The organism is Lacibacter sp. MH-610 (genome assembly GCF_045780045.1).
GTDB lineage: Bacteria > Bacteroidota > Bacteroidia > Chitinophagales > Chitinophagaceae > Lacibacter.
In genome coordinates this window covers 2,265,641-2,291,598 of record NZ_CP116002.1, presented here as the reverse complement: position 1 = coordinate 2,291,598, position 25,958 = coordinate 2,265,641, and the positions used below count along the sequence as shown (strand labels likewise).

The following is a 25,958-nucleotide window of genomic DNA, read 5'->3' as shown; positions in this document are numbered from 1 at the left end:
TAATGAAATCAATCATACCGGCGCTTTGTTTTCTTTTTGTACTAACAGCAGCCAAAGCTGATCCCGGTGTTGGGATTGTAACAGACAGCAAAGGCAATGTTTTTTATACAGACTTAGTCAATGTGTGGCTACTCAAACCTGATGGCATTAAAACCATCGCTGTACCCAATGTGCATACACATGAACTGTACATGAGCCCCAACGATGAATTGTTTGGCGAACATCTTTGGTACAATGGGGAGCAGTTGAATACATGGGGGCACTATTTATGGAAACGAAATCCTGACGGGTCTGTTATCAAAATCAAAGACAGCACCGCCGGTTTTGCGGAGGAAAGCTTTGTGAGAGATATAGTTGGTAACAAATATTGGGTGGAAAAAGATATTCCCTCTAAATTCTGGATGCTGGAAATCAGTGGAAAGAAGATTCTTCTCGGGCAGGCATCTCTCAGCAGTATCGGCCGTTTGCATATTTCACCTAAAGGAAGTTTGTACTTCAGCAATAAAGATGATTTGTATTGCATACCCTCCGGTGATACACTGCAACTGTTTGTAAAGTCCATAAGTGAACAAGTAATGACTGATCTGCCGGGCAATGGCACTCATTACATCATGAGTATCTGGAGTGATAATAAAGACAATGTGTATGCAGCAACCGGTAATGTGATTGTGCAGATAACCAAAAAGAAATTAACCAACATCATCTATAAATCCACCGGTGACTGGAAACCAAGCGGAGGCCTGATAACACCCAAGGGCGATTTTTATGTACTGGAGTATAATTCCAAAAATGAAGTAAGGGTGAATAAAATTTCAGCTGCCGAGCGAAAACAGATCGTCAAAGATCATGCTTTTGAAGTGTACCTCATACCGCTGCTCATCATCAGCGGCATTCTGGTATTCTTATATTTTTTATTCAGGAAGAAACCGGTGAAGTACACTTAAAAAGAATCAATTACTTCTTCCTGGAATAAATAAAATCCAAAAGAAGAATGATTGAAAAGAATATTGCTGCAATGAACGTTGTAAATGAATTTACAATACCTGTGCTAGCCATGCCATACGTATTTACCTGAAAGAATCTTCCTGATGTACCTGTAATTATAAAATAAAGAAATGCGACCCCATGAAATAATGACAAATAATATCAATATTTGTCTGAAAGCACCTGTATGGTTTGTTTGCTTTCTCATTTCACATAATTTCTCGCTCCAAACAACAAACTGCCAATCCTTACCATTGTACTACCCTCTTCAATCGCTATTTGATAATCACTGCTCATGCCCATAGAAAGGATTTGAAATTTCAAATTTGAAATTTGAAGATTGGCGTACTTATCAAACAGATTCTTTAAGAACTCAAACTCTCTTCTTACCAAATCCAGGTCTTCACTAAAACTTGCCATGCCCATCAACCCGCAGATTTTTACATTTTTCAATTCGTGTAATCCGCTTCCATTCGTGTTGATAAGTATATTCAATTCTTCCTCATCCAACCCAAACTTGGTTTCTTCTTTGGCAATATGAATCTGCAAGAGCACATCAATCGTCTGGTTGAGTTTAGCCGCCTGCTTATTGATTTCTTTCAGCAGCTTTTCACTGTCAACACCATGGATCAAATGCACAAACGGTGCAATGTATTTCACCTTATTGCTTTGCAGGTGACCGATAAAATGCCAGCGGATATCATTCGGCAATTGTTCTGCTTTCTCCATCAGCTCCTGCACATAGTTCTCACCAAAGTCACGCTGACCTAATTCGTATAATTCCAGTATATCACTTGCAGGTTTGGTTTTACTTACCGCTACCAATGTTACGTTCTTTGCTTCCAGCTCTTTCTTAATTTGTATGTATGCTTCTTTGTTTACTGCCATGGTTCAAAAATATTATAAACTTCTTCTCTTTGTGACCTCTGTGAAAACCCTCCGTGCCCTTTGTGGTAAAAAAACCTTAACCACTAAGAACACAAAGAAGAAACAAAATTCACGCAATAAAAATGTGCTGACCGTTTTCCAATCAGCACATTCGCAAATCTGTACATCTGCACATTACTTTAAAATGGAACGACCAATCACAATCCTCTGCACCTCACTCGTACCTTCATAAATCTGTGTAATCTTGGCATCACGCATCAAACGCTCCACATGAAATTCTTTTACATAACCATAACCACCATGCACCTGTACTGCTTCTGTAGCCGTCCACATCGCAGTTTCACTCGCAAATACTTTCGCCATAGAAGAACTCAAGGTATAATCAATATGATTGTCTTTTTCCCAGGCTGCCTTTAAACAAAGTAAACGGGCTGCTTCAATTTTCGTTGCCATATCAGCCAGCTTAAACTGAATGGCCTGGTGATGCATAATTTCTTTTCCAAACGCTTTCCGCTCTTTGGAATATTTGAGCGCCAGTTCATAAGCACCACTGGCAATACCCAATGCCTGCGCCGCAATACCAATTCGTCCGCCGGCCAATGTTTTCATGGCAAAAGTAAAACCGAAACCATCAGCACCAATCCTGTTCTCTTTCGGAACTTTTACATCCTGGAAGGAGATGCTGTGTGTATCACTGCCACGAATGCCGAGTTTGTTTTCTTTGGCACCCACACTTACACCGGGCCAGTTCTTTTCTACAATAAAGGTGTTGATGCCCTTGCTTCCTTTCGCCGCATCTGTCTGCGCCATTACTAAATACACAGAAGCACTGGAACCATTGGTAATCCAGTTCTTGGTACCGTTGAGAATATAATGATCACCCTTATCTTCAGCCGTGGTACGCTGACTGGTGGCATCACTGCCCGCCTCAGGTTCACTCAATAAAAAGGCACCGATGTACAATTCACCATCTTTCTTACCCTGCGCCAGCGGTGTTAAATACTTTTGTTTTTGTTCTTCACTGCCAAACTCCTGCAGACCGTAGCACACAAGACTGTTGTTCACACTCATGCACACACTCACACTGGCGTCAATCTTGCTGATCTCTTCCATGGCCAGCACATAGCTCACCGTATCCATACCGGCGCCGCCGTATTCAGGTTTTACCATCATCCCCATAAAGCCGAGGTCGGCCAGTTTGGAAATCTGTTCCTTGGGAAATTTCTGATGCTCATCCCGTTCAATAACGCCGGGTAAACATTCTGTTTGGGCAAAATCACGGGCCGCTTTCTGAATCATCAACTGCTCCTCTGTGAGTGTAAACTGCATATCGTTAAAATTTGCCGCAAAGATAAGGGTTGAAAGGATTTAACGAACGGGCGGTAGTATTGGTTTTTGTCACCCTGAGGCACGAAGGGGCTGCCGGGAAATGCAGAAAAAAGAAATACATTTTTATGTAACAGAGGTTGGTGCTACTATAAGGCTGCTGTTGCGTCGCACTCTTGTACTTTCCTAATTCTATTCTACATTTTTTTTCGGTTGGTTGTTTTTTCGCCCTTGTTGGTGTTCCCTCACAGCCGAATAATGAACAAAAGTTAAATAAAAGCACATCGCCCCCGTTGTGTGTTTTCACCAACGGGAATTTCAGGGATACGAAGCTCGTATCTATAAAACTAACACTAACTGGCGCAGGTCTCCCGACCTGTGCCTTCCCGTTACTTCTCTTGAAAAAATCAAACTGCCTCAAACTAAAAGCACAAGTGACACCGATGCACAGGTCGGGAGACCTGCGCAAGAAAATACCTTCTGCTGCCTTTCTTAAAAAAGCAGCAGTAGCAACCAAACAGGTTCGGTATTTTTGATGTATTGGCAACAATCACAACCTCATTCATCATGACCCGAACATATATTTTCTTTTTACTGCTGATGATTTCAGTGAACAAAGGCTTTAGTCAATTCAAAGCCCGGCAACTGGACACATTGATGCAGACCTTCTTCAATCAGCATCAGTTCAACGGTGCCGTACTGGTGGCAGAAAAGGGAGCTGTAATCTATAAGAAAGGCTGGGGCCTTGCCAATATGGAATGGAAGATACCCAATACACCAGGCACAAGGTTCAGGATCGGCTCTGTGACCAAACCTTTTACTGCCCTGCTGGTAATGCAACTGGTGGAAAAGGGAGCTATTCAGTTGAACGCTCCCTTCGTCTCTTACCTGCCCCAGTATCCATCAAAGAACGGTGAACGTATTACCATTCATCATTTACTCACCCACAGTTCCGGCATCCCGGATTATGCAAACTTTTCTACCTATGAAAATTTCTGCCGTGATGCTTTCAGCAAAAATGATTTCGTGAAGATTTTTGCAGATTCATCACTGGAGTTTCAGCCCGGTGAACGATTCTCCTACAGCAATTCCAATTATTTTTTACTGGGAATGATTCTTGAAAATATTACCGGCAAAACGTATCAACAGTTATTACAGGAAAAAATCCTGTCACCATTGAACATGATCAATACCGGTTATGATGAGCCTGAAACCATCTTACACAACCGTGCTGCCGGCTATGAAAAAAAAGAGAAGGAGTACATGCATGCACCTTATCTAAACATAAACATACCTTATGCAGCAGGTGCCATGTATTCTACTGTAGAAGATTTGTTTTTATGGGAACAGGCCTTGCGTACCAACCGCCTGCTCAAAAAAGAAACGATGGAACAGGTATTTGAAAAACACATTCCATCCTTTGCACATTTTCATTACGGATACGGATGGCTTACCGGTAAGCAACCTATTGGCCATACAAATGACAGCATACCGGTAATTTTTCATAGTGGTGATATCAACGGCTTTACTTCTTTGTTCATGCGGTTGCCATCGAGTAACAGTTTGATCGTGCTCATCAACAATACCGGCGGCGCTCCGTTGTTCGACATAAGCAACGGCATCATTGCTATTTTAAACAACAAACCGTATTCGTTGCCGAAAGAGTAAACGCAATGAGATAGAAGTTTCATTACATTTAATTTATTTATAAATTAGAAGCAGAATGTTTCTAACCAAACGATTACTATTTTCAGTTTATATCAGTTGCTTCATTGCCCTTTTAAGCTGTTCCTCACCCTCTGATAAAGCTGCTGATGTTGCCATCCAATTAAACATGCATCCGGATAGCATTCAAAAACCACAACTTGAAGATCTTTCCTACGGAGTACATAACAGTCAGAAACTGGATGTGTATTTGCCCGACAGTTCCGCTAATAATAAAATGATCATCCTGTATGTTCATGGTGGCGCCTGGTATGCGGGTGATAAAACAGAAGCTGTACATTGGGCTAACTACTTTCAAAAAGCGGGCTATACTTTTATTTGTATGAATTACCGGCTTACGCATACCGACGAAAACTTTACCCACCCCGCCCAGATGCAGGATATTGACAGTGCCCTCCATTTTATTTCTGCTAAATCAACCGAATGGTCGTTTAATAAAGACCGGCTGATAATAATGGGCGCCAGTGCCGGCGCACATCTTGCATTACTTTATGCATACCGATACAACACAGATAAAAAAGTAAAACTGGCAGTTTCCTTATGTGGCATTTCTGACCTTACTGACGAAAAAATGCTGAATGCAGATCTGGGTAACATCAATGGCGGCACCATGACCACCTGGTATATGGGCGATACTATCACCAATAATCTTTCCAGATGGAAAAATGCAAGTCCACTGTTCCAGATTTCAAAAGAATCTGTTCCTACTTATTTAATCCATGGAAAAGAAGATGAGATCATTCCACACCAACAGTCGGTGAAAGTTCATACAAGATTGCAGGAATATAAAATACCCGCAGAGTTACGATTACTTCCCCGTGTAACACATGATTTACTGAGTATTGATTTATCTTCAGAATTTAACAGCATTCATCAATTTATAGAACTGAATATTGGCAGTAAAACACCTTAAAGCTACTTTAAGCTGTCAGTTGGCATGTCCTCAAAGAAACCCACAATGTCGCTGGTTTCCCCGACCCTTGCCAACCTATCACTATTCTCAAAAAATCAAACTGCCTCAACCATAAGTAACATAAATGCACAGGTCAGGAGACCAGAGCAAGCAAATACAAGCAGCTTTCAATCTGCAGAAATCATTCTATTTTTTGAACCTGGTTCTGGAAATTTCAACACCGGACGGGTAAGTTACATCGCCTCTATCCTCTGCGGTAATGAAAACTTCATTAAACTCAAAAGGAGTTACGGCTTTTAATTCGGTCTTTTTAATATTGCTTACTGATAACTGACCAATGTTTTTTGTAATGCCATCTGTTGTTACGATCCAGACACAATAATTATTTTTGGGTGGTTGTAACCGACTTGCTTCTGCCAGGTATTTTGCCTTAATCTCCACCACATAATTCTGATTCTTATCTTTTTTCCTGACCGCTGTAATTTCAGCAGCCGGTACTGTAGCAGAAACCGGGAACCTGGTATTTGCTGTACAGGAAATAAACAACAAGAACACGATAATGAATCCAATATTCCTTTGCTGATCCATATTTTATTTTTTACCGATTTTTAATTGTAGCTACAATGATATTATTGACAGCCCTTTTGCATTTTATTTACAAAACAAAAATGATTGAGGAAAATTAAAGCCCTGTAAAACTGAGATTAAAAGAGCATTAATATATGTTACTGCACCTGAGGCATTTTTTATTTTCTCATCTTAACTGGTAATTAATTCCTTATTTCTACAGGTGCGGTTTTTCAAACCTTTACCGGTCCGTTACTTTTCTCACAAAAAAATCAAACCATAACAAACTCAAAATGCAAATAACATACCTGCACAATATGATTTTAGTAAAAACCTGTACATTCACAACAGCTATGGAACAAAAACAATTAATGACAACCGCAAGGCTTACAGGCACCTGGTATTTGCTCTTAGCCGTTTCAGGAATTCTCGGGTTTATGGTATTTCATCCCCAGGTATATATTACCAACGACGCTGAAAAGACGCTCAGCAATTTAATCAACAAAGCTGCCGGTTCACGAATCAGACTTTTATTGGAATTGGTAATTATTGTATCGCAGGCATTGGCAGCAGTGTGGTTTTACAAACTTTTCAAAGAAGTTAATAAATGGGCAGCCACAGTACTTTGCATTTGGGGTATTGTTAATTCAGTAGTAATTATGGTTAGTGCCATTGCAATGAATACAGCTATTGATATTGCAGCATCTTCCCAAACTGTTCAGGAAAAAACAGTTTTAATACATCTCATAAGTCATCTCATAGCCAACAGTTGGTCTATTGGCGGTTTGTTCTTCGGGCTTTGGCTGCTTCCGATGGGATATATCATCATCAGTTCTAAACGAATGCCTTTCTGGCTGGGGTGCACCCTGCTTGCAGGCGGTGTGGGCTATCTCTTGCAAACTTTTTTTCAGGCTGCCAGTGTTCAAAGCTCGTTTATAAATTACCTGGTGCTGCCTGCCACTGCTGGTGAGTTATGGATGATTGGCTACCTGCTTATTTTCGGGATAAGACCCGAACCAGGCAATCATAATACAAGCAAATAAAATAGTTGTCATGAATAATTCCGATGCACAACACCAGCGTATTGCAGCCATGAGCTTTGCTTCTGTATATCCGCATTATGTTACGAAAGTGGAGAAAAAAGGCAGAACCAAACAGGAATTACACGACGTTATTAAATGGCTCACCGGTTTTGATGAAGCGAAACTGCAGGAATTCATTCAAACAAAAGTAACCTTTGAAGAATTTTTCAAACAGGCGAAGCTCAATCCCAACGCACATCTCATTACAGGGCTCATCTGTGGTTACCGTGTAGAAGAGATTGAAAATCCGTTAACCCAAAAGGTTCGCTATTTAGACAAACTGGTGGATGAACTGGCCAAGGGTAAGAAGATGGAAAAGATTTTACGAACCACTTGATACATTTAATCAAGTATAGCAGTTCTTCCTTCTTTGTCATGTCCTAACACTCCATTCTTCTTACTTTTACAGCATGAACCCTTATCTCAACAATCCTGTTTATCATGCACTCAGCACAACCGACGCATCCTTTAACATCGGCAATGATGATGTAAAATTCTTTCACCCGGAAGTATCTCCCTTTGCGGGGTTTGATGAAGAAAACAAAAACGGATTTGAACAACTCCATGATCTGCTTCCTCAGGGTCGCAAAATTCTTTATGCCATCCCCTCTCCCATTGCAGCGCCAAACGGCTGGGAAGTACAGCATGAAATTGAAGGAAGGCAGTTTGTATATGAAGGAGGCATAATCAACGGTTCCTTTACCAAAATTGTTCCATTGAATGAAACACATGTAGAAGAAATGATTGCACTCACCCGACTCACCAAACCGGGTCCGTTTGACAAACGAACCATTGAATTTGGTCAGTACCACGGTATTTTTGAAAACGGAAAACTGGCAGCTATGACAGGCCAGCGTTTGCACATCAACAACTACACAGAGATCAGTGCTGTTTGTACCCATCCTGATCATTTGGGTAAAGGTTATGCCACCGCTTTGCTGCAACACCAGATACAGATTATTTTAAACAGTGGAGAAATACCTTTTCTGCATGTACGTGCTGATAATGACCGTGCTATTGCAGTGTATGAACGTTTGGGCTTTAAAGTAAGCCGGCCTATGTTCTTTTATTTTATGAAACGACTGTAAATACATTTCATGCAAAGAATCATCAGCAAACTGCTACACAATCCTTATCAACTGTTCTTAGTGGATGGGCTCGGTGCAATACTTTCAGCAACGTTATTATTACTGGTAGTAGCACCACTGGAAACTTATTTCGGAATGCCATCAACAATTGTTGTTGTATTGGGCATCATTGCCTGCTTGCTGGTGATTTGTTCTATGAGTTGCTTTTTAATAAAACCAAGGCAATGGACTTTATGGATGCGTATTGTTGCTGCTGCTAATCTTCTGTACGCCTGTACAACGGCTGTACTGTTGTTTTTGTATGCACATCAACTCACGGTATTGGGATTCCTGTACTTTGTTGGCGAGATAATTATACTGTGCTTATTGGTAATACTGGAACGAAAAGCAGCAGCCGCTTCAACCACAACCTAAACTGATCAAAACAAATCATTTTAAATTTACTGTATGACGCCTGCACAACTTGTACAACAATGGGTGGACGCCTTTAACAACGCAGATGCTGGCGCTTTGGAAGCCATGTATGCAACGGATGCTGTTAATCATCAAATGCCGAATCATGCTGTACATGGTAAAGAAGCCATCGGTCAGATGTTCCGCAACGAGTTTGCCATGGCATCAGAAATGCATTGCATACCGGTGCAGATTATTGAACAGGGCAACTGGGCTGTACTGGAATGGCGGGACCCCAAAGGCTTTGGCGGTTGTGGTTTCTTTGAAATCAAAAACAATCTGATTCAAACCCAAAGAGGCTATTGGGATAAACTTAGCTTTTACAAACTGCATAATATTCCGTTGCCGCAATAACAACTTTATAAAGTTCAATTCATGAAACGGTTCTGCCAGTTCGTAGCAACACTTCTTGTACTTGCGGGCGTGTGCCGGTAGGTTTGCAGCAAATTAAAAATCATGGAACAGGTTTCACCATTTATCCAACTGCTTTTCCTGGCAACCACTATTACATGTGCTTTTCTTTTTATAAAAGCGGCACGTTACAACCGCTTTGTTCTTTTGGCAATACTCTTCATTGTTGTACTTCAGTCCATCCTTGCATGGAAAGATTTTTATCAGCAATTTGATGCCCTGCCTCCACGTTTTCTTTTTATGATCCTGCCTTCACTACTGTTGGTACTCTTTCTTTTTTTTACCAAAGCAGGCAAGCAAATTGCCAATGGATTGGACATAAAGCAAATAACACTGTTACATACCGTACGTGTACCTGTAGAAATCTGTTTACATGTATTGTTTATGGCTCACCTCATTCCGCAGCTAATGACCTATGAAGGATGGAACTTTGATATTATTTCGGGCATGACAGCTCCGTTTGTATATTATTTTGCATTTGTAAAACCCGTTTTGAGTAAACAATTTTTAATTGGATGGAATTGGTTTTGCCTGGCCCTACTCGCTACTATCGTTACGCTTTCAATTCTCTCAGCCAAAACACCCTTTCAGCAATTGGCATTTGAACAACCAAATACAGGAATCGCCTACTTTCCCTTTGTGCTATTGCCATCATTGGTGGTTCCCTTGGTGGCCGTATCTCATATTGCTGCTATCAGACTCTTACGGAAAAAATAATCATATTTATTCCGGGAAACCCGTCCTATCAATATTCGGAATAATGCGGAGTGCATTTTTGTAATACACTTTCTTTAATATAGCATCCGGCAATCCCATTCCGTACATCGCCCAGAAGGCATGGTACTTCTTGTGGTAAGGAAAATACTCATCTTCTGTTTCCAGCACACGGAAATACGTAGCGTACTCTGATGGCACCCAGCTATCTTTTCCAAACAAAATCCTGTCCTGGTATTTCGTAAAAAATGCTTTCGCCATTTTGGGTTGACGGCCGAGTTCTGCAATCACCGCTCCAAACTCTACTACTACATTGGGCAATTCATCCAGCAAAGTGCTGAGCTTTTGCAAATCATTGGGATACCATCCGAAATGGGCAGCTATGAAAGTTGTATTCTTATGCTTACGGAATAAACGATGTTGTTCATCAATCAATGTTTGCCATGGTACAGGATTATCTGCTCCCCGTTTGCGGTTGGGATTGATGATCAGTTCCAGCCATCGCTCATTGGTATTATCCAAAGGATCCCAGAATGATTTGGGGTCAGCCGTATGAATCAGCACGGGAATTTTTAACTCCCCTGCTTTTTTCCAGATCGGATCCAATCGCTCATCATCTACCGTTACCCTGTTACCATTTATATCTTTCACAGAAAACCCAAGGCTTTTATAAATCTTTAATCCATTGGCACCGTTCTTTACATCGTCATCTAATTGTTTGGCAGCACGTTCGCCCCATCCGGGTTCTCCCACTCCTTTAAAATCAATATTGGCAAACACAATAAAACGTCCGGGTTTATTGGTTCTGGCATTCTCAATCATCTTTTGCAATTGTGCACCGCTGCCGCCACTCAGGTTCACCATCACTTTCATATTGAGTTTATCCATTTCAACGGTAAGTGTATTCAAATCCATACTGCCCATTTGAAACTGGTGATTATGCACATCAATAAACGGAAACTTTGCCCTGGTAATGGGATGTTGGGGCACTACCAGTGTAGAAGATGGATTGTAGGTTTCAAAATCTATTTTTTGCTGGGCTGCAGCAATTGTTGTAAGAAAAACGAATGGGAGCAATAACAAACGGTTCATGCATTTATTGTTTAAGGTTCTCAAAGAAAAAGCTATTCTGCTCAATCAACGGCCCGTTCATCACTCTTTAACAGGTTTCTGTAACAGACCCGGTTCTGGAATACCCAATACAAGGTATTTTCAGAAAAGCACAGTAACTTTAACTTCAAACCCAAAACATCCTTCGTATGAAACGTTTTGCAACGCTTCTTTTGTTTCTGCTGTTTGCTACATCCGTATCATTTGGCCAAACCTGTATTTCCGGTAACTGCAGTAACGGTTACGGTAAAATACAATACCCCAATGGCGACACCTATGAAGGTGAATTTTATGATGATAAGCGGGAAGGATTCGGTATTTATACCTGGAAAGCCGGTGGCAAGTTTATAGGTGAAAGTTTTGCCAATACCTTTCAGGGTTTTGGTGTGATGACGTTTGCTGACGGCACCAAGTATGTAGGTGATTTTAAAGATGGTGAATTTGAAGGTGAAGGTGAAAAAACTTTTTCCAATGGTACGGTGCAGAAAGGTTTGTTTGGCAAAGGCAAATACCTCGGCAAAATTTCATACTATGGCAAGCCCATTGGTACCACCGGTTGTTTAAACGGTGATTGTGATAATGGTTATGGCATGCACTACTCGCAAGCCAATAACCGCTTCTTTGGTTTCTTTAAAAACAGTAAGCGTGATAAGTTTGGCGCCTACTACTGGGAAGATGGCACCCGCTGGGTAGGCCAGTTCAAAGATGGTTTATTAACGGGCTATGGTACTTACTTTTTTATTACAGGTGAAAAATATGTAGGCAACTTCGTTGACAGTAAACGCAATGGATGGGGCATTAACTACGACCCCTACACAGGTGTTAAGAAAATCGGTTTCTGGGAAAACAACAATCTCACCAAACCGAAAAAAGATTTAGGTACCGGCTGCATCAGCGGCGATTGTAAAAATGGTTATGGTACCTATGTTTATAACAATGGCTATTATGAAGGAAACTTTAAGAATGGTTATCGTAATGGCTATGGTCAGTATTACTTTGACATTGGCGATTATTATGTAGGTAACTTTTCTGATAACAAGTTTAATGGCAAGGGCACTTATTACTATACCAATGGCGAACGTTACGAAGGCGAATGGAACAACCAACGCTACCACGGCAGAGGCGAGTTGTTTCATATAGATGGCATGGTGGACATTGGTTTTTGGGATATGGGCAAGTTCCAGAAAGAGGTTCGTCCCACCGGTTATGATGCATGGGTGAAAAACAATTATGACAATGCTACCTCTAATAGTATGGTGGCGAACAATAACAATGTCAACAACAACAAACCCAGCGGCAATACAAACAACAATCCTGTTACCAACAATAACAAACCCACACAAAACAATAACAACAATTCAACGGCTGTTAACAACAAACCGCCAACGAACAATTCCAAACCACAGGGCTCCAATACAAATCCGTCTAACAACACCCAGCAGAATAATACAATTGTTACCAATAATACATCCGGACTTAATACAACCAATTACAAAAAGAAACTGGCGCTCATCATTGGCAATGAAAAATACCAGTACACTACACCGCTGCGCAATCCAAAGAACGATGCCAGGAGTATGGCCAATGTATTACGGCAATGCGGATTTGAAGTGATTGAAATTATTGATGGTAACCAACTTCAGGTGAAGAATGCCATCAAAGAATTCGGGTACAAACTGCAAACCTACCAGGTGGGTTTATTCTATTATTCCGGTCATGGTATACAAATCAATGATCAGAATTATTTAATTCCTGTTGATGCTAATCTTCGAAGCAAACAGGACGTCATTGATGATTGTCCTTCTGTTTCATGGGCCTTAAAGCGTATGGAAGATGCAAACACCAAACTTAATATTGTAATTCTGGATGCCTGCCGTAACAATCCTTTCAGCCGGGGAAGTTTTGGTGATGATGCAGATGAAGGCGGCCTGGCTCCAATTTCACCACCCGACAATACCTTGATTTCTTTTGCAACCGATCCCGGTTCAGTTGCCAGTGATGGTATTGCCGGCACCAATGGTTTGTACACCGGCTCTTTGGTGAAATATATTTCAGCACCCAATACACAAATTGAAAATGTATTTAAGTTAACGGGCAAAGAAGTAAAAGAAAAATCGGGCGGTAAACAAAAGCCATGGCTCAATTCTAACTTCTACGACATCTTTTATTTCAAGCAGCAATAATGACTGCATTAAAAAAGTAAGGCACGAAGAAAACAATTCGTGCCTTTTTCATTTGCTGTAACTTTAATATATGGACTTTTTGTCACCTGAATATTGGGAGAGTCGTTACAAGGAACAGCAAACCGGTTGGGATATTGGCAAGCCCTCTACTCCCCTCGCTGATTTTATTGATCGTATTCCCAACAAGAATGCTTCAATTCTCATTCCCGGCTGCGGCAATTCGTACGAAGCTGAATACCTGGTTGAACAAGGATTTACTCATGTAACGGTCATAGATATTGCCCCTTCTCCTGTGGAGCGCTTACAGCAAAAAATCGGCGACAAAGCAAAAGTGCTGCTGCAGGATTTTTTTGAGCATAAGGGTCAGTATGATTACATCCTGGAGCAAACTTTCTTTTGCGCATTAGATCCTTCATTACGACCGGCCTATGTAATAAAAATGAAGAAGTTGCTGGCTGAACAAGGTAAACTCGCCGGCGTACTCTTTAACCGGCAATTTGAAACCAATCCACCGTTTGGCGGAAGCAAAAAAGAATATGAAGAATTGTTTGCAAGAGAACTGAAAATCATAAAGATGGAAGAGTGCTACAATTCCATTCCACCAAGGGCAGGAACAGAGTTATTTTTCATTGCAACTAAAAAGCACTCCTGAGAGTGCTTTTTCAATTTTATAAATCAGTCGTTTATTTTCTTCCCATTTCACGCAGGTAAGCTACATGCGATGCAACCGCCATACGCATGCGTGGATATTCAATATAAGGAATATTGAATTCAGCACAGGTTTGTTTGATGATGAGGCTGATAGCGGGATAGTGCACATGTGAAATCTTTGGAAACAGATGATGCTCTACCTGGAAATTCAATCCGCCTACCAGTGCGGAAATAAGTTTATTTCTTGTTGCAAAATTGGCTGTGGTTTTCAGCTGGTGAATAGCCCACTCATCCTGCAAACGGTTGTCTTCTTCTGAAGGCATTGGGAATTGTGTGTGCTCTACTGTATGTGCCAACTGGAAGACAATGCTCAGTACAAAACCGGCAAACAATGCCATTACCAAAAAGCCAACAAACCAGGCCCAGAAACCGGCAAACGCAATCGGCAATACCATGAACACTACCAGGTGTATGGCTTTAAATGACCAGAACAAAATATGATCACTCACGCTCATTTTTTTCAACGGCATGGTACCGATTTTTTGCTTGAAATACTTTTGATAATCCAGTACAAAAATCCAGAAGATATACAGCATGGCATATAAAAACCAGAAATAACGGTGCTGGTATTTATGCAGTTTGTATTTCTTTTGGGTGCTGCTCATGCGCATCCAGGGTTGAATGTCAATATCATCATCTACACCATCAACATTAGTATAAGCATGATGAATAATGTTGTGTTTTACATTCCACATAAAACTGCTGCCGCCGAGAATGTTCAATGAGAATGCAGCCATTATGTTTACAGGTTTGTATTTGCTGAAGCTGCCATGAGCGCCATCATGCATGATATTAAACCCGATGGCTGCTACCACGCCGCCTAACAGGATGCTTTCAAAAATTCCCAAAATAATTCCGGGAGTAAAAAAAACAAGATGCGTATACAAACCAACGATCGCTATTGCCAGCAGAATGGCTTTTGCATACAACTTGAAATTACCGGTGGGCGTTTTGCCCGTTTCTTCAAAATAAGCGTTTACCCTTCTTTTTAACTCTGCATGAAAGGATTGTGCTTTAACTGTAAACTTGGGAGTACTCATGTATCAATATTAGTAAGACGCCGCAAATGTAATGCAGAATGTTGAAGGACAGTTGTTAATTATGGACATATCTTGCACAAATACATCAGGTTACTAACTGGATCAGTGCATCAAAGTTGTTAATACCGATACGCTTTTCACTGATGAAACCTTCACCATACTCTACACCAATGCGTTTGCCAAACATTTTATGGCGGGAGATGATAGTATCAAAATAAGCAGGAGTTGAAATATAAGTTTGCGGTTCTTCGTCGTTTGTGGCATTAAACTGTGTACCGTATGCTTTTACACTTTCCATCTTACGTTCAAATACAGGTGTAATGTCATAAATGAAATCAGGCTCTGCATAGCGGTCCTGTATAAAATGAAAAACGTATTTGGGTTTCCATGCTTGCTGTAGTGTTCCGTTTAAATGTGTTTCAATTTTACGCAAGCCGGAAAGAAAGCAACTGTCGCTTACTAATCTGGCAGAGCGCCCATGATCAGGATGCCGGTCGCTCAAAGCATTGCATAATACAATCTCCGGTTGGTATTGTCTTATTTTTTGAATCACCATCAACTGGTGTTCTTCATCATTTTTAAAGAATCCATCCCGCATACCCAGATTTTCACGCACATGAATACCGATGATTTTTGCTGCGGCGTCTGCTTCTACTTTCCGGGTTTCAGCAGTGCCTCTTGTACCCAACTCACCACGTGTAAGATCAATGATGCCTGCTTTTTTTCCATGGTTCATTTCCATCATCAAGGTACCGGCACAGCTCAACTCCACATCATCCGGATGAACACCAAAAGCAAGTATATCTAATTTCATGAAAGAAGATTTAGGGCGAAAATAAGTTTTTTGTTGCCACGGAGGGAAGAAGAACACGGAAGAAAATAATTTACTTCCTTAAACTACTGTATTGAAACTTATCATCTTTAAAAACTAAACTATGTGACATTTTTAAAATATCATAGCTACCTTTTATTTTAGTTATGTAGTAGCTCTTGCTACTATCATCATTTATGTAAGGATTATTCCAATCAACTTCTACAAAAAAAGGTTGTGATTTCTTGACTGAATCTAATGAAGAACCTGGCTTAATACTAGTCATCCAATCAATATTATTATTGTAATAATCTTTACAGGAAGATAGAAATAGACAGATAATGAATATAAAGATAGCGGTACGCATACAAATATTATTTCACTCCCGCAACAGGTGTATACCCATACATCCTGTCCAACTCCTGAACAATACCATCAATCTGTTTATCAATTTTGTTTTCAGAAGGATTCCATTCCTGTTTTAAATCACTGCCCACAAAGAACATCAATGTTTGATAAAAACGGGCTGTAAAACCGCCTTTCATTTCTTTGATGATTTCATAGCAATCTTCACCGGTTTGGCGGTTGATGAGTTTCATGAGTACTTTACCCTGGTACACACTCAGATCCATGATCTTATCACCAAAGGCAGCCCTCAGTTCTTTTTCACGACTCTTGATGTATTTCTTGCGTTCACTTTTGCCTTTAATGGATTTGAGGTGCTGCTGTACATCAGCCATCACTACCCCCGCCTGCCTTGCATAGGGATAAGTTACGTACACGGCGTTACGCAATCTTGTCCACTCCGCCCAGTATTTAGCCGCATCTTTTGGATTGCCGCCCCACACAAACAACTCCTGTAAATCTTTACCGCCCAACAATTCACCACCTACCACCAATGCTTTTACAAAGACCGTATCATTCTTACCATACTCCGGGTAAATAATGGCTTGCTTTTCTTTATCGGGCAGGGATTCCTGTGCCGATGCAGTTATACCAATCAATAAAAGGCTGAAGGTGAGAAAAGGATATGTGAAGCTTTTGGTACGCATCTGCTACTAAAGTACTGAAACTTGCTGATTGATACAATAGACAAACAGAAGGTAACCAAGGCTGCTTGTGAAGGATTTGCTAAAAGAAGGATGGCTTCGGTGTCAGGACGTTGCAAACGTCAGACACCTGTGAAGGAGATTTAAAAATCAGCTGCCATAAAAAACTGGTGTACAAGTGTCACGCTAAAGACGTCATGTACCATGTGACGCAAAACCGTTGCCATGTAATACATCAGCCCATGCAACAACAAACCATCAACTACAAACCTGCTTTCGCCGCCTTCCTGTTCTTCTGTATATGATTCACCATCGCTAGCATAAATCCAAACACCGTAATAAGAATACCCAGCCACAACACATTAATGGCGGGGAATTGATAGGCCTTCAATGTAATGTACTGAAGAATGGCATTGCTTTCTTTCACCGCCAGTTTTACACCATCTGCATCAGCTCCTACAAAACCCATTTCCAGGCTTTGAGAAATCACAGTGTCTGTTACAGGAATCAGATTGTTGTTACGGATAATGAGCACAGGCTCTGCTTTGTATCTACTGCTGTCAAGCGCATACACACTCAGGTTGGCCGTAAATACTGAATCACCGGGTTCGGTTGCAATATTGGTACGTGTCCGTTCCCTGTTCACTCCATCTAAAATCATAAAGCCTTTGCTGTACCAGATGGTATCGCCGGGTTTTACTTTTTTCTCTTTGAACTGGGCTGTGTCTTTATTCTTTTCAGGATCGGGCATGGAAGTGATGTACGTAAATACATCTTTGTGCAGATAATGCTTACTGTCAGGATTGGCCATGAGCTGACCATTGCCCTGGTAATTCACAAACGCATCAGGATATAAGGTGAACCCGTCTTTTTTATCCTTGTACTCAAAACGAACTTTGAAATATTGTTTGGGATCCAATGGCGCTGTGCTATCTCCGAGATAAGTTACCATATACTTGCCCATGTCAGTAGCCACCCCTTTCACCAGCGTTAAGTTCTCAGCAGGATTTTCTTTGCTTTCTTCACCAAAGTTTACCATGATGCCGCTGCGGTTCCAGCTGATGATTTCTTTTTTGGAAGATGAGATCAGTATACCCAGCAATACCAAACCAAAACCAAAATGCGATAAAGAAGCGCCGGCTTTGATGAACTTGCCTTTAATACCGGTAAAGATGTACATGAAATTAGCCACGGCTGCGTATACTGCAGCAAAAATGGTAGCATGAATAGCGCCTAAAAAGCCGATACCGTATTTGTTATAATTGATCTCTCCAAAAATGCTGATAGCGAGTGACACTGCCAGTGAAAGAATTGTGGCCCACAAAATACTTTTCCAAAAACTGCTGCCGGGTGTTTGTTTGTATTTTAAATATTGAGTGATCGCTGTTAATATCGCAATAACAAAGGTGAAAAGGATCAATACTTTGTTATAGGAATATTCAATATCAGCCGCAGGTGCATATTTGGTTCCGAAAATTTTATTGATAACAGGCAGCGATGTTTTACCAATAATGTACAACGCTGAAATAAAGAACAGCAACGAACCAACAAACAACCAAAACTCACGGCTGCTGATGTGTTCTTCTTTTTGTACGGTAGGCAGCTCTTTATAACGCCATAAAAATAAACCGAGTGAAGGAATTACAAAGATCAACAGGAACGTTAACAACTGTGCATTCATTCCAAGATCAGTAAACGCATGCACACTCGTATCACCCAAAATACCGCTGCGGGTTAAAAAGGTTGAATAGATGATCAACAAAAACTGAAGGATATAAAATAAGAAGGTTGCTCTTAATGAATGTCCGGTGTGTTTATACGCAATCATGGTATGGATGGCGCAGATTAATACCAACCAGGGAACCAACGATGCATTCTCTACAGGATCCCATGCCCAGTAACCGCCAAAGGTTAAACTTTCGTAAGCCCAGGCAGCGCCCATCATAATACCTAATCCTAAAATGCCGGCAGCGAACAAAGCCCATGGCCTTGCAGGTGCCAACCAGTTCTTATAATCCCGTTTCCACAACGCTGCAATCACAAAAGCAAAGGGAACAATGGTGCTTGCAAAACCTAAAAACAAAACGGGAGGATGAATCACCATCCAGTAGTTCTGCAGCAAAGGATTCAAACCTTTACCATCACGAATGAAACTTAAGTAATCTTCTTTCAATGTTCCATTAGGATTAAATCCGATAGGGAACTGTGCTGCACTCAGCATATCCTCATTCCGCATCAATACAAACGGACTGCTGCCCACTTTCAAATCAAAGAAGTAAATACCAATCACCATTGTGGCTAATGCAAACTGCATAAAGCTGATGGTGGTCATAACCGGTGCCTCCCACTCCTTCTCTCTCCACATGATAATACCACCTAAAACACAATGCCAGAAACTCCATAACAGGAAACTTCCTTCCTGTCCTTCCCAGAAACAACTTAAAATATATTGCATGGGCAGGGCAAGATTGCTGTGCTTCCAGCTATAAGCATATTCAAAACGATGGTTGGAAATAAGATAGTAGAGACAAACAAAAATGCCAACGACAGAAATGATTTCTGTAAGAAACGAAATGCGTGCAATCAGTTTCCAGCTTTGTTGCTGCAGGGCATCTTTGGCAACAGTGGCTTTATAAAAAGAAAGGGTTGCCAGTAAAGATGCAACCAACGAAAGAACGGCTAAAAAATGACCCGCTTGTCCGGGCAACAATTGCTCACCTGTATAACTCGGCATGTGTTCGTAGAATTTTATTTACTGCTGATCTGTGCTTTTTCTTCAGTGTATTTGCTGGGGCATTTGATTAAGATATCATCGCAAACAAAAGCGCTGTCGGTCATTTTACCTTTCAGCACCATACGTTCGCTGCGCTCCATATCAGTTGGTGGTTTGCCTTTCATGTACACCACTTTGGTGCTGCCGCCCAGCGAATCTACAAGATGAAAACTCAGGTAGTTCGGATTCGTTAACGCATCGTACACAATTTTTTGACCATTAGCAGTATCTAACTTACCAATCAGGTGTACATACTTGCCGGGTTTTGCTTTAGCCGAAGCAATACTGTCATAAGTAGAAGCATCGGTGATGGAAGTGGCCAGAATGGCAATACCCGCAGCAATGACAATGAGAAGGATGATATGAGTAATCTTCATGAATAAGAATATTTCAGGCCGCAAAGGTAATTTAAAAACAAACCGCAATATTTTTTATTGGGGTTTAAATACATGTACGGGAACCGGCTTTTAACGCTTTATTCTGTTTTAGCTGTGCTGTAATGTTTTATAATTTCATCAATTGAGAACCGGGTGAGGCTTTGTGCAAAACTTCCGTAACATTTTTGCATAAGTGCTCAGTTCCACCCTAACTTTGCCCCGCTTTTGAAAAAAGCACTTGATATGACAGACTTATCCCTTTTTGACCAGGATGGCGCCGGTAACCCTAATAACAACATCTTCGGTCTGCCTTTTGAAGAAGAAGAAGCCCGCCTTGTTCTCCTCCCCGTACCATGGGAAGTTACAGTTAGTTATAAAGCAGGAACAGCCCGTGCACCCGAGCATATGATGAGAGCCAGTTTACAGGTGGAGCTTTTTGATAATGATACAGATCATGTGTGGAAACAAGGTATTTATATGCGGGAAGTGGATAAGAAAATCCTTTTGAAAAGTGATTACCTGCGCAAAGAAGCGGAACTCTACATTAATTACATCGCTCAGGGAGAGAATGTAGAAGACAACAAGTTCATGTGCAAAGCACTCAAGGAAGTAAACCAGGGAAGTGAGTTTTTGAATAATTGGGTATATGAGCAAACAAGAGACCTGCTGAATCAGAATAAACTGGTTGGATTAATTGGCGGAGACCACAGTACACCGCTTGGCTATTATAAAGCCATTGCAGAAAAACACGGCGATTTCGGGATTCTGCAGATTGATGCCCATTTTGATCTTCGCCAGGCTTATGAAGGGTTTAAATATTCCCATGCATCCATTATGTATAACACCTTAAATGAAGTACCGCAGGTACATAAGCTGGTACAGGTGGGCATCAGGGATTATGGTGAAAACGAGTTCAGGTATATGAGCGAAAGCAAGGGCCGTGTTATCTCTTATTTTGACCGTAATTTAAAAGAACGCCAGTACGAAGGGCAAAGCTGGAAACAGATTGCCGATGAAATCATTGCACATCTTCCTGAAAAAGTGTTTATCAGTTTTGATATTGACGGACTTGATCCCAAGCTTTGTCCTAATACCGGTACACCTGTTATGGGCGGTTTGGAAAGTGAGCAGGCGTTTTACCTTTTCCGTGCTCTGATTAAGAGCGGCCGAAAGTTTATTGGTTTTGATCTGAATGAAGTAGGCATCAGCACTAATGAATGGGATGAAAATGTAGGCGCCAGGGTTCTGTACAAGCTCAGCAATTTATTACTGGCTGATAATCCCATGTAGTACCTTTGCCCGGATGACAACTTACAGCATACCTGTTTACTTTGAACCCTTTCTCCGCCAGAAAAAAGCAGCCCGTTTAATTCATTTCCTGGCAGGTTTTTTAATGATTGCCAATGCCTGGGGCAATTTTAACCAGCCCAATCCCGATCTTTTATTTGTAGTAATTCAGATAGCTGTTGCTTTACTTTCTGTACTGTTTGCATTTTTCGGAAGCAGGATTACAAAAGATCACAGCAGGGTTAACAGCATTTTACGGGTTATTCAGGCCTTTGCCTTTTTGTATGCCGCCTGGTATTTTTTCAGTGTGATGAATTTAACGATGATGAGCTTTATGCAGTTGTTAGCAGCAGCCGGTCTTTTCTTATTGCTTATTACAGAACGGAAAATTTTTTCAAGCCCTGCCGTTAAGCTGGACGAGAAAGGCATTTACACCCCCAATACTCCCAATGATCGTTTTATTGCCTGGAGTGATATTGACAATATGCTCATCAAAAACGATTATATCTCCATCAACACTTTAAAGAACCAATTCATTCAATATGAAACCAATATCATACTGAGTGAACTGGAAATGGATGAAATGAATGCCTTTTGCAGACAACACTTTACACAATCGTAAACAGTGCAGCTATATTTTTGAACAGGCGAACCTTATGAGCAAGCTGTTGTTTAACATGCGAACAACATTCTTTTTCAAAACATGCAACACATCTTACTTTCTGTTACGATGCTCCTGCTGAGTGCAGTAACAACTTTTGCCCAATCAAACATTCAAAGCAAATCCAAGGAAGAACTCATTGATTACATCAAAGAAAGCATTGAAACCTACGGAAACTTTATGGGTATTGATTACCGTGTTTCTTATGATGCCGCAGAACCTAACCAGTTACGCATCGGGGAAAAAGCAGACGCAGATATTAAATGGTATAAAATTGATTTATCAAAAGCCAGCTTTGGCACTTCTGTATCTATTGTAGCTACCGGTAAAGAAAACTTTTTTCTTTCCTTCCGTAAAGACATCACTATCAAGGAGAAGAATAATAAAAACGCAGGTCTTGATGTAGCTTTTTTTAAACGGAAAGACAAACGGGAAGCTGACTATGGGGATTTGATTGAAAACCTCACCCTGGCATTTACTTCCCTGATCAGCAAATGCAGGCCATAAATTTTTGAGTTCCGTATGGAATTTTTGAGGAGCAGCATCTAAGCAGGAAATCAACTGCTATGGCTGCTCCTCTTTCAGTTTCTATCGTTCATCCGCAAGCTGTTCATCTCAAGAAAATCAGTCCGCTTTTGCACTTTATTGCCGGCTTGTTGTTCTTAACCGCTGCTTATTATGAATTTATAGCTGACAACCGCATTACTGCCTTTTGCGAAGCAGTAATAGCAGCGGATGTACTGGCCATTGCCTTTATGAAACGGTTTGCTGAAGAAAGTACACGCATCAATGCCTGGTTCCGGCTTATTGAAGCGGTTGTTTTTTCAGGCATTGCCATTCTTACCCTGTTAAACCATGATTATCTCATCAGCGGTTTTTCAATAGTGGCAGCCGGTTTGTACGCTTATGTATTTCATTGTGAAAACAAACTCATCAGCCGGGAACGGGTGGATGTACATCATTTAGGTGTAACCATCTCATCGTTTCCAAATGATAAATACATTGATTGGGTGGATATTGTTTCCATAAAAGCCTTGCCGCATTCCATTACTATTACCACATTCAAAAAGAAAACTTATCATTTTGAGTTTGAAAAAGGAATTGCTTTGAGCGAACTGGAACAAATTCACGATTTTTGCAGCTATTATTTGAATACAGGCTCTTAGTTGCAAGCCATTAGCTTCAAATTGAATGCTTTTGCGTGCAGCCAGTAGCCAAAAGCTTGAAGCGAATGATTTCACAATCTCCTTACTTACTCTACTCCGACGGAAACGGAAATATTTTTGAAGACACTTCTTTATACGCCATCGGTCGTGCGGGATGGGATGCCATGCCTGTGGATCTAAATGATTGGATTGAATTGCCGGATGGTGGCAACCTGTATGAACTTCCCCAACGCAAAGCCATTGGCATTGATGTAAAAACCGGTGAAATGCGCTTGTGTGAAAAAGGCTGGGCTGTGGCTGCGTTTGTTCCGCCTGCACATACCTGTTTGTATGTAGCTGCTTTTGAAAGCGAGCCCGATGCTGAAACATTGCCATTATTCTGTTACACTGCTGCGGGATGGTACAATGATCAATTCTATGTAACTGCCGTACGGGTAGAGGCTGACATCCGCCAGGAATGTGCCGGTTATGATGAAGAAGTAATTGAAAGCGGAGCCGAACGATTAATGAAAGCTTATCCTGACAATCGTTTGGTGAGACACTTGATGGAGAATTGCTGCCAAACTTATAATTGTCCGGCTGCCAGGAATTTCGCCATGAGCCGTTGGGAATGCCCGGTACCTGTGTCACCTGCCTGCAATGCCAATTGCCTGGGATGTATATCCTTTCAACCTCCGGAAGAAAGCATAGTAAGTCCGCAGGACAGGTTAACCTTTAAACCCACTGCTGAAGAAATTGTTGAGTTCACCGTTCCGCATTTAGAAACAGCGCCCTATCCTATTATATCTTTCGGCCAAGGTTGTGAGGGTGAACCATTGTTGATGTGGGAAACCATTCGTGAAGCCATCATCGAAATCAGGAAGCATACAACCAAAGGAAGCATCAACATTAACACCAATGGCTCCATGCCCAAAGCGGTAAAAGCCTTGTGTGAAGTGGGATTGAATTCTATTCGTGTCAGCACCAACAGTGTGCGAAAGCAGATTTATGAACCTTATTACCGGCCCAACAACTACCAATTTGAAGATATTATTGAAAGCTTGAAAGTGGTGAACAGTTATGACGGCTGGACGAGCATCAACTATTTTGTATTTCCGGGTGTAACGGATACCGTTGAAGAATACGAAGCGCTGCGGCAGATGATTAAAGACACCGGATTAAAAATGATTCAATGGCGCAATTTCAATATTGATCCTGATTGGTACCTGGGCAAACTGGGCATTACTGAAACAGGTGAACTGCTGGGTATTCAACAAGTGATGGATTTAATAAGAGAAGAATTTCCTGATTTGAAGTTTGGCTATTTCAATCCGCCTATTGAACGGATCAAAGGAAACTATGAGGTGGATTTTGCACATTAACCCTGGTCGGCACGGCCCAGGGCCGTCAGACCAATATCAAATAATTTCCTATAAAGCAACCTGCAATTTGTAAGTTGCTTTTTTATTGATGCAAAGACCGTTTTACATATTACCGTTGATTGTACTGTCGCAGTTTGCAGGAACTTCATTATGGTTCAGCGGCAATGCTATCCTGCCGGAACTCTCAAAAGTTTTTCTTCTTGACAAAGCCGCATTAGCTACCGTTACATCTTCAGTATTGATAGGTTTTATTAGCGGTACGTTTTTGTATGCTGTTTGTGCCATTGCTGATCGCTTTCCACCTTCAAAGGTTTTCTTTTTTTCATCATTAATAGCAGCAGCAGCTAACCTGCTCATCTTATTGCCGCAACAGCATTACTTTTTGCTGATTGCATCAAGGTTTGCAGTAGGTTTCTTTTTAGCAGGCATTTACCCGGTAGGAATGAAGATTGCCGCTGAATGGTATGAAAAAGGATTGGGAAAAGCATTGGGCTATTTAGTTGGGGCATTGGTGCTGGGCACTGCCTTTCCACATTTACTCAAACAATCCGGCTGGGAATACAATTGGAAAACAGTATTGATTTTCACTTCCTGTTTTGCAAGTCTTGGTGGTGCTTTGATGTTGTTCTTTGTACCACGAGGTCCGTTTTCAAAAACAGGTGTACATTATTCAGTTAAAGCATTCAAAGAAAGTTTTCAGCGTGCCGGCTTCAGGGCTGCCTCTTTTGGTTATTTTGGTCATATGTGGGAATTGTATGCGTTCTGGGCATTTGTGCCTTTGCTCCTTACCTATTATGTACAGAAACACGCTTTTGTTTTAAACATTCCATTATGGTCATTTCTCATTATTGCAACAGGCATGGCAGGATGTATTGCCGGTGGTTACTTAACCAAATATTTCGGCAGTGCGAAAGTGGCTTTTGTTGCTATGTGTTGCTCGTTGTGCTGTTGCCTGCTTTCTGTATTCAGTTTTGAATGGAACACAGCTTTGTTTTTGATATTTCTTTTTGTATGGGGCTTCACCGTAGTGGCCGATTCGCCACAGTTTTCTTCCATAGTGGCACAAACAGCGGTTGCTGAAAACAAGGGAGCAGCACTCACCATTGTTACCTGCATTGGCTTTTCCATCACGGTTGCAGCTATTTATACCATTACGTTTCTGTATGAACAAACCCATCATGCGCCCTGGGTGTTTTTATTCCTTGCACCCGGCCCATTGATCGGTTTATGGAAATTAAAACCATTGCTCCGTGAAAAAGCATTCGCTTAATGCCATAG

29 protein-coding genes are annotated in these 25,958 nt (G+C 41.2%); 17 read left to right on the top strand and 12 right to left on the bottom strand.

Annotated features, from left to right (window positions below; translation table 11 throughout):
• The first annotated feature begins 2 nt into the window (after positions 1–2).
• The gene (locus PDL71_RS10525) at positions 3–944 is read left to right on the top strand and encodes a hypothetical protein (protein WP_407520737.1); all 942 of its coding nucleotides are present in this window, start codon (positions 3–5) and stop codon (positions 942–944) included.
• Positions 945–1,048: 104 nt separating this feature from the next.
• On the opposite strand, the gene PDL71_RS10520 is transcribed toward PDL71_RS10525, so the two are convergent.
• The 4 genes from PDL71_RS10520 to PDL71_RS10505 all read right to left on the bottom strand — a co-directional run bounded on the left by PDL71_RS10520 (position 1,049) and on the right by PDL71_RS10505 (position 3,715).
• Positions 1,049–1,192: a hypothetical protein gene (locus tag PDL71_RS10520; RefSeq protein WP_407520735.1), complete on the bottom strand. Its 144-nt coding sequence runs from the start codon at positions 1,190–1,192 to the stop codon at positions 1,049–1,051.
• Positions 1,189–1,872, bottom strand: a complete 684-nt coding sequence (locus PDL71_RS10515) for a YggS family pyridoxal phosphate-dependent enzyme (protein WP_407520733.1) — start codon at positions 1,870–1,872, stop codon at positions 1,189–1,191. The genes PDL71_RS10520 and PDL71_RS10515 overlap by 4 nt, the downstream gene beginning before the upstream one ends.
• A gap of 174 nt (positions 1,873–2,046) precedes the next feature.
• The gene (locus PDL71_RS10510) at positions 2,047–3,201 is read right to left on the bottom strand and encodes an acyl-CoA dehydrogenase (RefSeq protein ID WP_407520731.1); all 1,155 of its coding nucleotides are present in this window, start codon (positions 3,199–3,201) and stop codon (positions 2,047–2,049) included.
• A gap of 4 nt (positions 3,202–3,205) precedes the next feature.
• Positions 3,206–3,715, bottom strand: coding sequence for a hypothetical protein (locus tag PDL71_RS10505; RefSeq protein ID WP_407520729.1), 510 nt, complete (start codon positions 3,713–3,715; stop codon positions 3,206–3,208).
• A gap of 50 nt (positions 3,716–3,765) precedes the next feature.
• Here PDL71_RS10505 and PDL71_RS10500 point away from each other — a divergent pair, with 50 nt between their 5' ends.
• Both PDL71_RS10500 and PDL71_RS10495 read left to right on the top strand, forming a co-directional pair.
• Positions 3,766–4,866 (top strand): serine hydrolase domain-containing protein, encoded by a 1,101-nt coding sequence (locus PDL71_RS10500; RefSeq protein WP_407520727.1) that lies wholly within the window; start codon positions 3,766–3,768, stop codon positions 4,864–4,866.
• A gap of 55 nt (positions 4,867–4,921) precedes the next feature.
• Positions 4,922–5,836, top strand: a complete 915-nt coding sequence (locus tag PDL71_RS10495; protein WP_407520725.1) for an alpha/beta hydrolase fold domain-containing protein — start codon at positions 4,922–4,924, stop codon at positions 5,834–5,836.
• Between the two features lie 186 nt (positions 5,837–6,022).
• Here PDL71_RS10495 and PDL71_RS10490 read toward each other — a convergent pair whose 3' ends face one another.
• Entirely contained in the window at positions 6,023–6,424 is a 402-nt protein-coding gene (locus tag PDL71_RS10490) for a hypothetical protein (protein ID WP_407520723.1), read from the bottom strand.
• Between the two features lie 296 nt (positions 6,425–6,720).
• Between PDL71_RS10490 and PDL71_RS10485 the strand changes: the two genes are divergently transcribed.
• The 6 genes from PDL71_RS10485 to PDL71_RS10460 all read left to right on the top strand — a co-directional run bounded on the left by PDL71_RS10485 (position 6,721) and on the right by PDL71_RS10460 (position 10,154).
• Positions 6,721–7,446 carry a DUF4386 domain-containing protein gene (locus PDL71_RS10485; protein ID WP_407520721.1) on the top strand — a complete coding sequence of 242 codons (726 nt, stop codon included), beginning with the start codon at positions 6,721–6,723 and terminating at the stop codon, positions 7,444–7,446.
• Positions 7,447–7,456: 10 nt separating this feature from the next.
• Positions 7,457–7,822, top strand: coding sequence for a DUF2200 domain-containing protein (locus PDL71_RS10480; RefSeq protein ID WP_407520719.1), 366 nt, complete (start codon positions 7,457–7,459; stop codon positions 7,820–7,822).
• 73 nt (positions 7,823–7,895) lie between these two features.
• Positions 7,896–8,573: a GNAT family N-acetyltransferase gene (locus tag PDL71_RS10475; RefSeq protein ID WP_407520717.1), complete on the top strand. Its 678-nt coding sequence runs from the start codon at positions 7,896–7,898 to the stop codon at positions 8,571–8,573.
• 9 nt (positions 8,574–8,582) lie between these two features.
• Positions 8,583–8,987, top strand: coding sequence for a hypothetical protein (locus PDL71_RS10470; RefSeq protein ID WP_407520715.1), 405 nt, complete (start codon positions 8,583–8,585; stop codon positions 8,985–8,987).
• Between the two features lie 33 nt (positions 8,988–9,020).
• Positions 9,021–9,380 carry a nuclear transport factor 2 family protein gene (locus tag PDL71_RS10465; RefSeq protein ID WP_407520713.1) on the top strand — a complete coding sequence of 120 codons (360 nt, stop codon included), beginning with the start codon at positions 9,021–9,023 and terminating at the stop codon, positions 9,378–9,380.
• A gap of 102 nt (positions 9,381–9,482) precedes the next feature.
• Positions 9,483–10,154 (top strand): hypothetical protein, encoded by a 672-nt coding sequence (locus tag PDL71_RS10460; RefSeq protein ID WP_407520711.1) that lies wholly within the window; start codon positions 9,483–9,485, stop codon positions 10,152–10,154.
• Between the two features lie 6 nt (positions 10,155–10,160).
• On the opposite strand, the gene PDL71_RS10455 is transcribed toward PDL71_RS10460, so the two are convergent.
• Positions 10,161–11,243 carry an amidohydrolase family protein gene (locus tag PDL71_RS10455; RefSeq protein ID WP_407520709.1) on the bottom strand — a complete coding sequence of 361 codons (1,083 nt, stop codon included), beginning with the start codon at positions 11,241–11,243 and terminating at the stop codon, positions 10,161–10,163.
• A 167-nt stretch (positions 11,244–11,410) separates the two neighbouring features.
• Between PDL71_RS10455 and PDL71_RS10450 the strand changes: the two genes are divergently transcribed.
• Together PDL71_RS10450 and PDL71_RS10445 are read left to right on the top strand one after the other, a co-directional pair.
• Positions 11,411–13,444, top strand: a complete 2,034-nt coding sequence (locus PDL71_RS10450) for a caspase family protein (RefSeq protein WP_407520707.1) — start codon at positions 11,411–11,413, stop codon at positions 13,442–13,444.
• A 70-nt stretch (positions 13,445–13,514) separates the two neighbouring features.
• Complete coding sequence (locus PDL71_RS10445) at positions 13,515–14,096, top strand: methyltransferase domain-containing protein (protein ID WP_407520705.1); 582 nt, start codon at positions 13,515–13,517, stop codon at positions 14,094–14,096.
• A 31-nt stretch (positions 14,097–14,127) separates the two neighbouring features.
• Here the strand turns inward: PDL71_RS10445 and PDL71_RS10440 are convergent, their stop codons facing one another.
• The 6 genes from PDL71_RS10440 to PDL71_RS10415 all read right to left on the bottom strand — a co-directional run bounded on the left by PDL71_RS10440 (position 14,128) and on the right by PDL71_RS10415 (position 20,205).
• Positions 14,128–15,195 (bottom strand): fatty acid desaturase family protein, encoded by a 1,068-nt coding sequence (locus tag PDL71_RS10440; protein ID WP_407520703.1) that lies wholly within the window; start codon positions 15,193–15,195, stop codon positions 14,128–14,130.
• A gap of 85 nt (positions 15,196–15,280) precedes the next feature.
• The gene (bshB1, locus tag PDL71_RS10435) at positions 15,281–16,009 is read right to left on the bottom strand and encodes a bacillithiol biosynthesis deacetylase BshB1 (RefSeq protein ID WP_407520701.1); all 729 of its coding nucleotides are present in this window, start codon (positions 16,007–16,009) and stop codon (positions 15,281–15,283) included.
• Between the two features lie 70 nt (positions 16,010–16,079).
• Positions 16,080–16,373, bottom strand: coding sequence for a hypothetical protein (locus PDL71_RS10430; protein WP_407520699.1), 294 nt, complete (start codon positions 16,371–16,373; stop codon positions 16,080–16,082).
• 7 nt (positions 16,374–16,380) lie between these two features.
• On the bottom strand, positions 16,381–17,058 hold the full coding sequence (locus tag PDL71_RS10425) for a DUF4294 domain-containing protein (protein WP_407520697.1): 678 nt from the start codon (positions 17,056–17,058) through the stop codon (positions 16,381–16,383).
• A gap of 259 nt (positions 17,059–17,317) precedes the next feature.
• Positions 17,318–19,789, bottom strand: coding sequence for a cytochrome c biogenesis protein CcsA (ccsA, locus tag PDL71_RS10420; RefSeq protein WP_407520695.1), 2,472 nt, complete (start codon positions 19,787–19,789; stop codon positions 17,318–17,320).
• Positions 19,790–19,803: 14 nt separating this feature from the next.
• Entirely contained in the window at positions 19,804–20,205 is a 402-nt protein-coding gene (locus tag PDL71_RS10415; protein WP_407520693.1) for a cytochrome c maturation protein CcmE, read from the bottom strand.
• Between the two features lie 243 nt (positions 20,206–20,448).
• On the opposite strand from PDL71_RS10415, the gene PDL71_RS10410 reads away from it, so the two are divergent.
• The 6 genes from PDL71_RS10410 to PDL71_RS10385 all read left to right on the top strand — a co-directional run bounded on the left by PDL71_RS10410 (position 20,449) and on the right by PDL71_RS10385 (position 25,950).
• On the top strand, positions 20,449–21,495 hold the full coding sequence (locus PDL71_RS10410; RefSeq protein ID WP_407520691.1) for an agmatinase family protein: 1,047 nt from the start codon (positions 20,449–20,451) through the stop codon (positions 21,493–21,495).
• Between the two features lie 13 nt (positions 21,496–21,508).
• On the top strand, positions 21,509–22,114 hold the full coding sequence (locus PDL71_RS10405; RefSeq protein ID WP_407520689.1) for a hypothetical protein: 606 nt from the start codon (positions 21,509–21,511) through the stop codon (positions 22,112–22,114).
• An 81-nt stretch (positions 22,115–22,195) separates the two neighbouring features.
• Positions 22,196–22,660: a hypothetical protein gene (locus PDL71_RS10400; protein ID WP_407520687.1), complete on the top strand. Its 465-nt coding sequence runs from the start codon at positions 22,196–22,198 to the stop codon at positions 22,658–22,660.
• 59 nt (positions 22,661–22,719) lie between these two features.
• A complete protein-coding gene (locus PDL71_RS10395; protein WP_407520685.1) occupies positions 22,720–23,319 on the top strand; it encodes a hypothetical protein in 600 nt (199 codons plus the stop codon).
• A gap of 65 nt (positions 23,320–23,384) precedes the next feature.
• Positions 23,385–24,680, top strand: coding sequence for a radical SAM protein (locus tag PDL71_RS10390; protein WP_407520683.1), 1,296 nt, complete (start codon positions 23,385–23,387; stop codon positions 24,678–24,680).
• 88 nt (positions 24,681–24,768) lie between these two features.
• A complete protein-coding gene (locus tag PDL71_RS10385; RefSeq protein WP_407520681.1) occupies positions 24,769–25,950 on the top strand; it encodes a nitrate/nitrite transporter in 1,182 nt (393 codons plus the stop codon).
• Positions 25,951–25,958: the final 8 nt, after the last annotated feature.

Bases quoted from the DNA above. Each gene is read 5' to 3' on its own strand.
- PDL71_RS10445 (WP_407520705.1), top strand. From the start codon at position 13,515: ATGGACTTTTTGTCACCTGAATATTGGGAGAGTCGTTACAAGGAACAG.
- PDL71_RS10475 (WP_407520717.1), top strand. From the start codon at position 7,896: ATGAACCCTTATCTCAACAATCCTGTTTATCATGCACTCAGCACAACC.
- PDL71_RS10400 (WP_407520687.1), top strand. From the start codon at position 22,196: ATGCAACACATCTTACTTTCTGTTACGATGCTCCTGCTGAGTGCAGTA.
- PDL71_RS10490 (WP_407520723.1), bottom strand. From the start codon at position 6,424: ATGGATCAGCAAAGGAATATTGGATTCATTATCGTGTTCTTGTTGTTT.
- PDL71_RS10425 (WP_407520697.1), bottom strand. From the start codon at position 17,058: ATGCGTACCAAAAGCTTCACATATCCTTTTCTCACCTTCAGCCTTTTA.
- PDL71_RS10465 (WP_407520713.1), top strand. From the start codon at position 9,021: ATGACGCCTGCACAACTTGTACAACAATGGGTGGACGCCTTTAACAAC.
- PDL71_RS10510 (WP_407520731.1), bottom strand. From the start codon at position 3,201: ATGCAGTTTACACTCACAGAGGAGCAGTTGATGATTCAGAAAGCGGCC.
- PDL71_RS10520 (WP_407520735.1), bottom strand. From the start codon at position 1,192: ATGAGAAAGCAAACAAACCATACAGGTGCTTTCAGACAAATATTGATA.
- PDL71_RS10405 (WP_407520689.1), top strand. From the start codon at position 21,509: ATGACAACTTACAGCATACCTGTTTACTTTGAACCCTTTCTCCGCCAG.
- PDL71_RS10480 (WP_407520719.1), top strand. From the start codon at position 7,457: ATGAATAATTCCGATGCACAACACCAGCGTATTGCAGCCATGAGCTTT.
- PDL71_RS10430 (WP_407520699.1), bottom strand. From the start codon at position 16,373: ATGCGTACCGCTATCTTTATATTCATTATCTGTCTATTTCTATCTTCC.
- PDL71_RS10395 (WP_407520685.1), top strand. From the start codon at position 22,720: ATGGCTGCTCCTCTTTCAGTTTCTATCGTTCATCCGCAAGCTGTTCAT.
- PDL71_RS10460 (WP_407520711.1), top strand. From the start codon at position 9,483: ATGGAACAGGTTTCACCATTTATCCAACTGCTTTTCCTGGCAACCACT.
- PDL71_RS10415 (WP_407520693.1), bottom strand. From the start codon at position 20,205: ATGAAGATTACTCATATCATCCTTCTCATTGTCATTGCTGCGGGTATT.
- ccsA (WP_407520695.1), bottom strand. From the start codon at position 19,789: ATGCCGAGTTATACAGGTGAGCAATTGTTGCCCGGACAAGCGGGTCAT.
- PDL71_RS10500 (WP_407520727.1), top strand. From the start codon at position 3,766: ATGACCCGAACATATATTTTCTTTTTACTGCTGATGATTTCAGTGAAC.
- PDL71_RS10495 (WP_407520725.1), top strand. From the start codon at position 4,922: ATGTTTCTAACCAAACGATTACTATTTTCAGTTTATATCAGTTGCTTC.
- PDL71_RS10515 (WP_407520733.1), bottom strand. From the start codon at position 1,872: ATGGCAGTAAACAAAGAAGCATACATACAAATTAAGAAAGAGCTGGAA.
- bshB1 (WP_407520701.1), bottom strand. From the start codon at position 16,009: ATGAAATTAGATATACTTGCTTTTGGTGTTCATCCGGATGATGTGGAG.
- PDL71_RS10410 (WP_407520691.1), top strand. From the start codon at position 20,449: ATGACAGACTTATCCCTTTTTGACCAGGATGGCGCCGGTAACCCTAAT.
- PDL71_RS10385 (WP_407520681.1), top strand. From the start codon at position 24,769: ATGCAAAGACCGTTTTACATATTACCGTTGATTGTACTGTCGCAGTTT.
- PDL71_RS10440 (WP_407520703.1), bottom strand. From the start codon at position 15,195: ATGAGTACTCCCAAGTTTACAGTTAAAGCACAATCCTTTCATGCAGAG.
- PDL71_RS10390 (WP_407520683.1), top strand. From the start codon at position 23,385: ATGATTTCACAATCTCCTTACTTACTCTACTCCGACGGAAACGGAAAT.
- PDL71_RS10455 (WP_407520709.1), bottom strand. From the start codon at position 11,243: ATGAACCGTTTGTTATTGCTCCCATTCGTTTTTCTTACAACAATTGCT.
- PDL71_RS10450 (WP_407520707.1), top strand. From the start codon at position 11,411: ATGAAACGTTTTGCAACGCTTCTTTTGTTTCTGCTGTTTGCTACATCC.
- PDL71_RS10525 (WP_407520737.1), top strand. From the start codon at position 3: ATGAAATCAATCATACCGGCGCTTTGTTTTCTTTTTGTACTAACAGCA.
- PDL71_RS10470 (WP_407520715.1), top strand. From the start codon at position 8,583: ATGCAAAGAATCATCAGCAAACTGCTACACAATCCTTATCAACTGTTC.
- PDL71_RS10485 (WP_407520721.1), top strand. From the start codon at position 6,721: ATGATTTTAGTAAAAACCTGTACATTCACAACAGCTATGGAACAAAAA.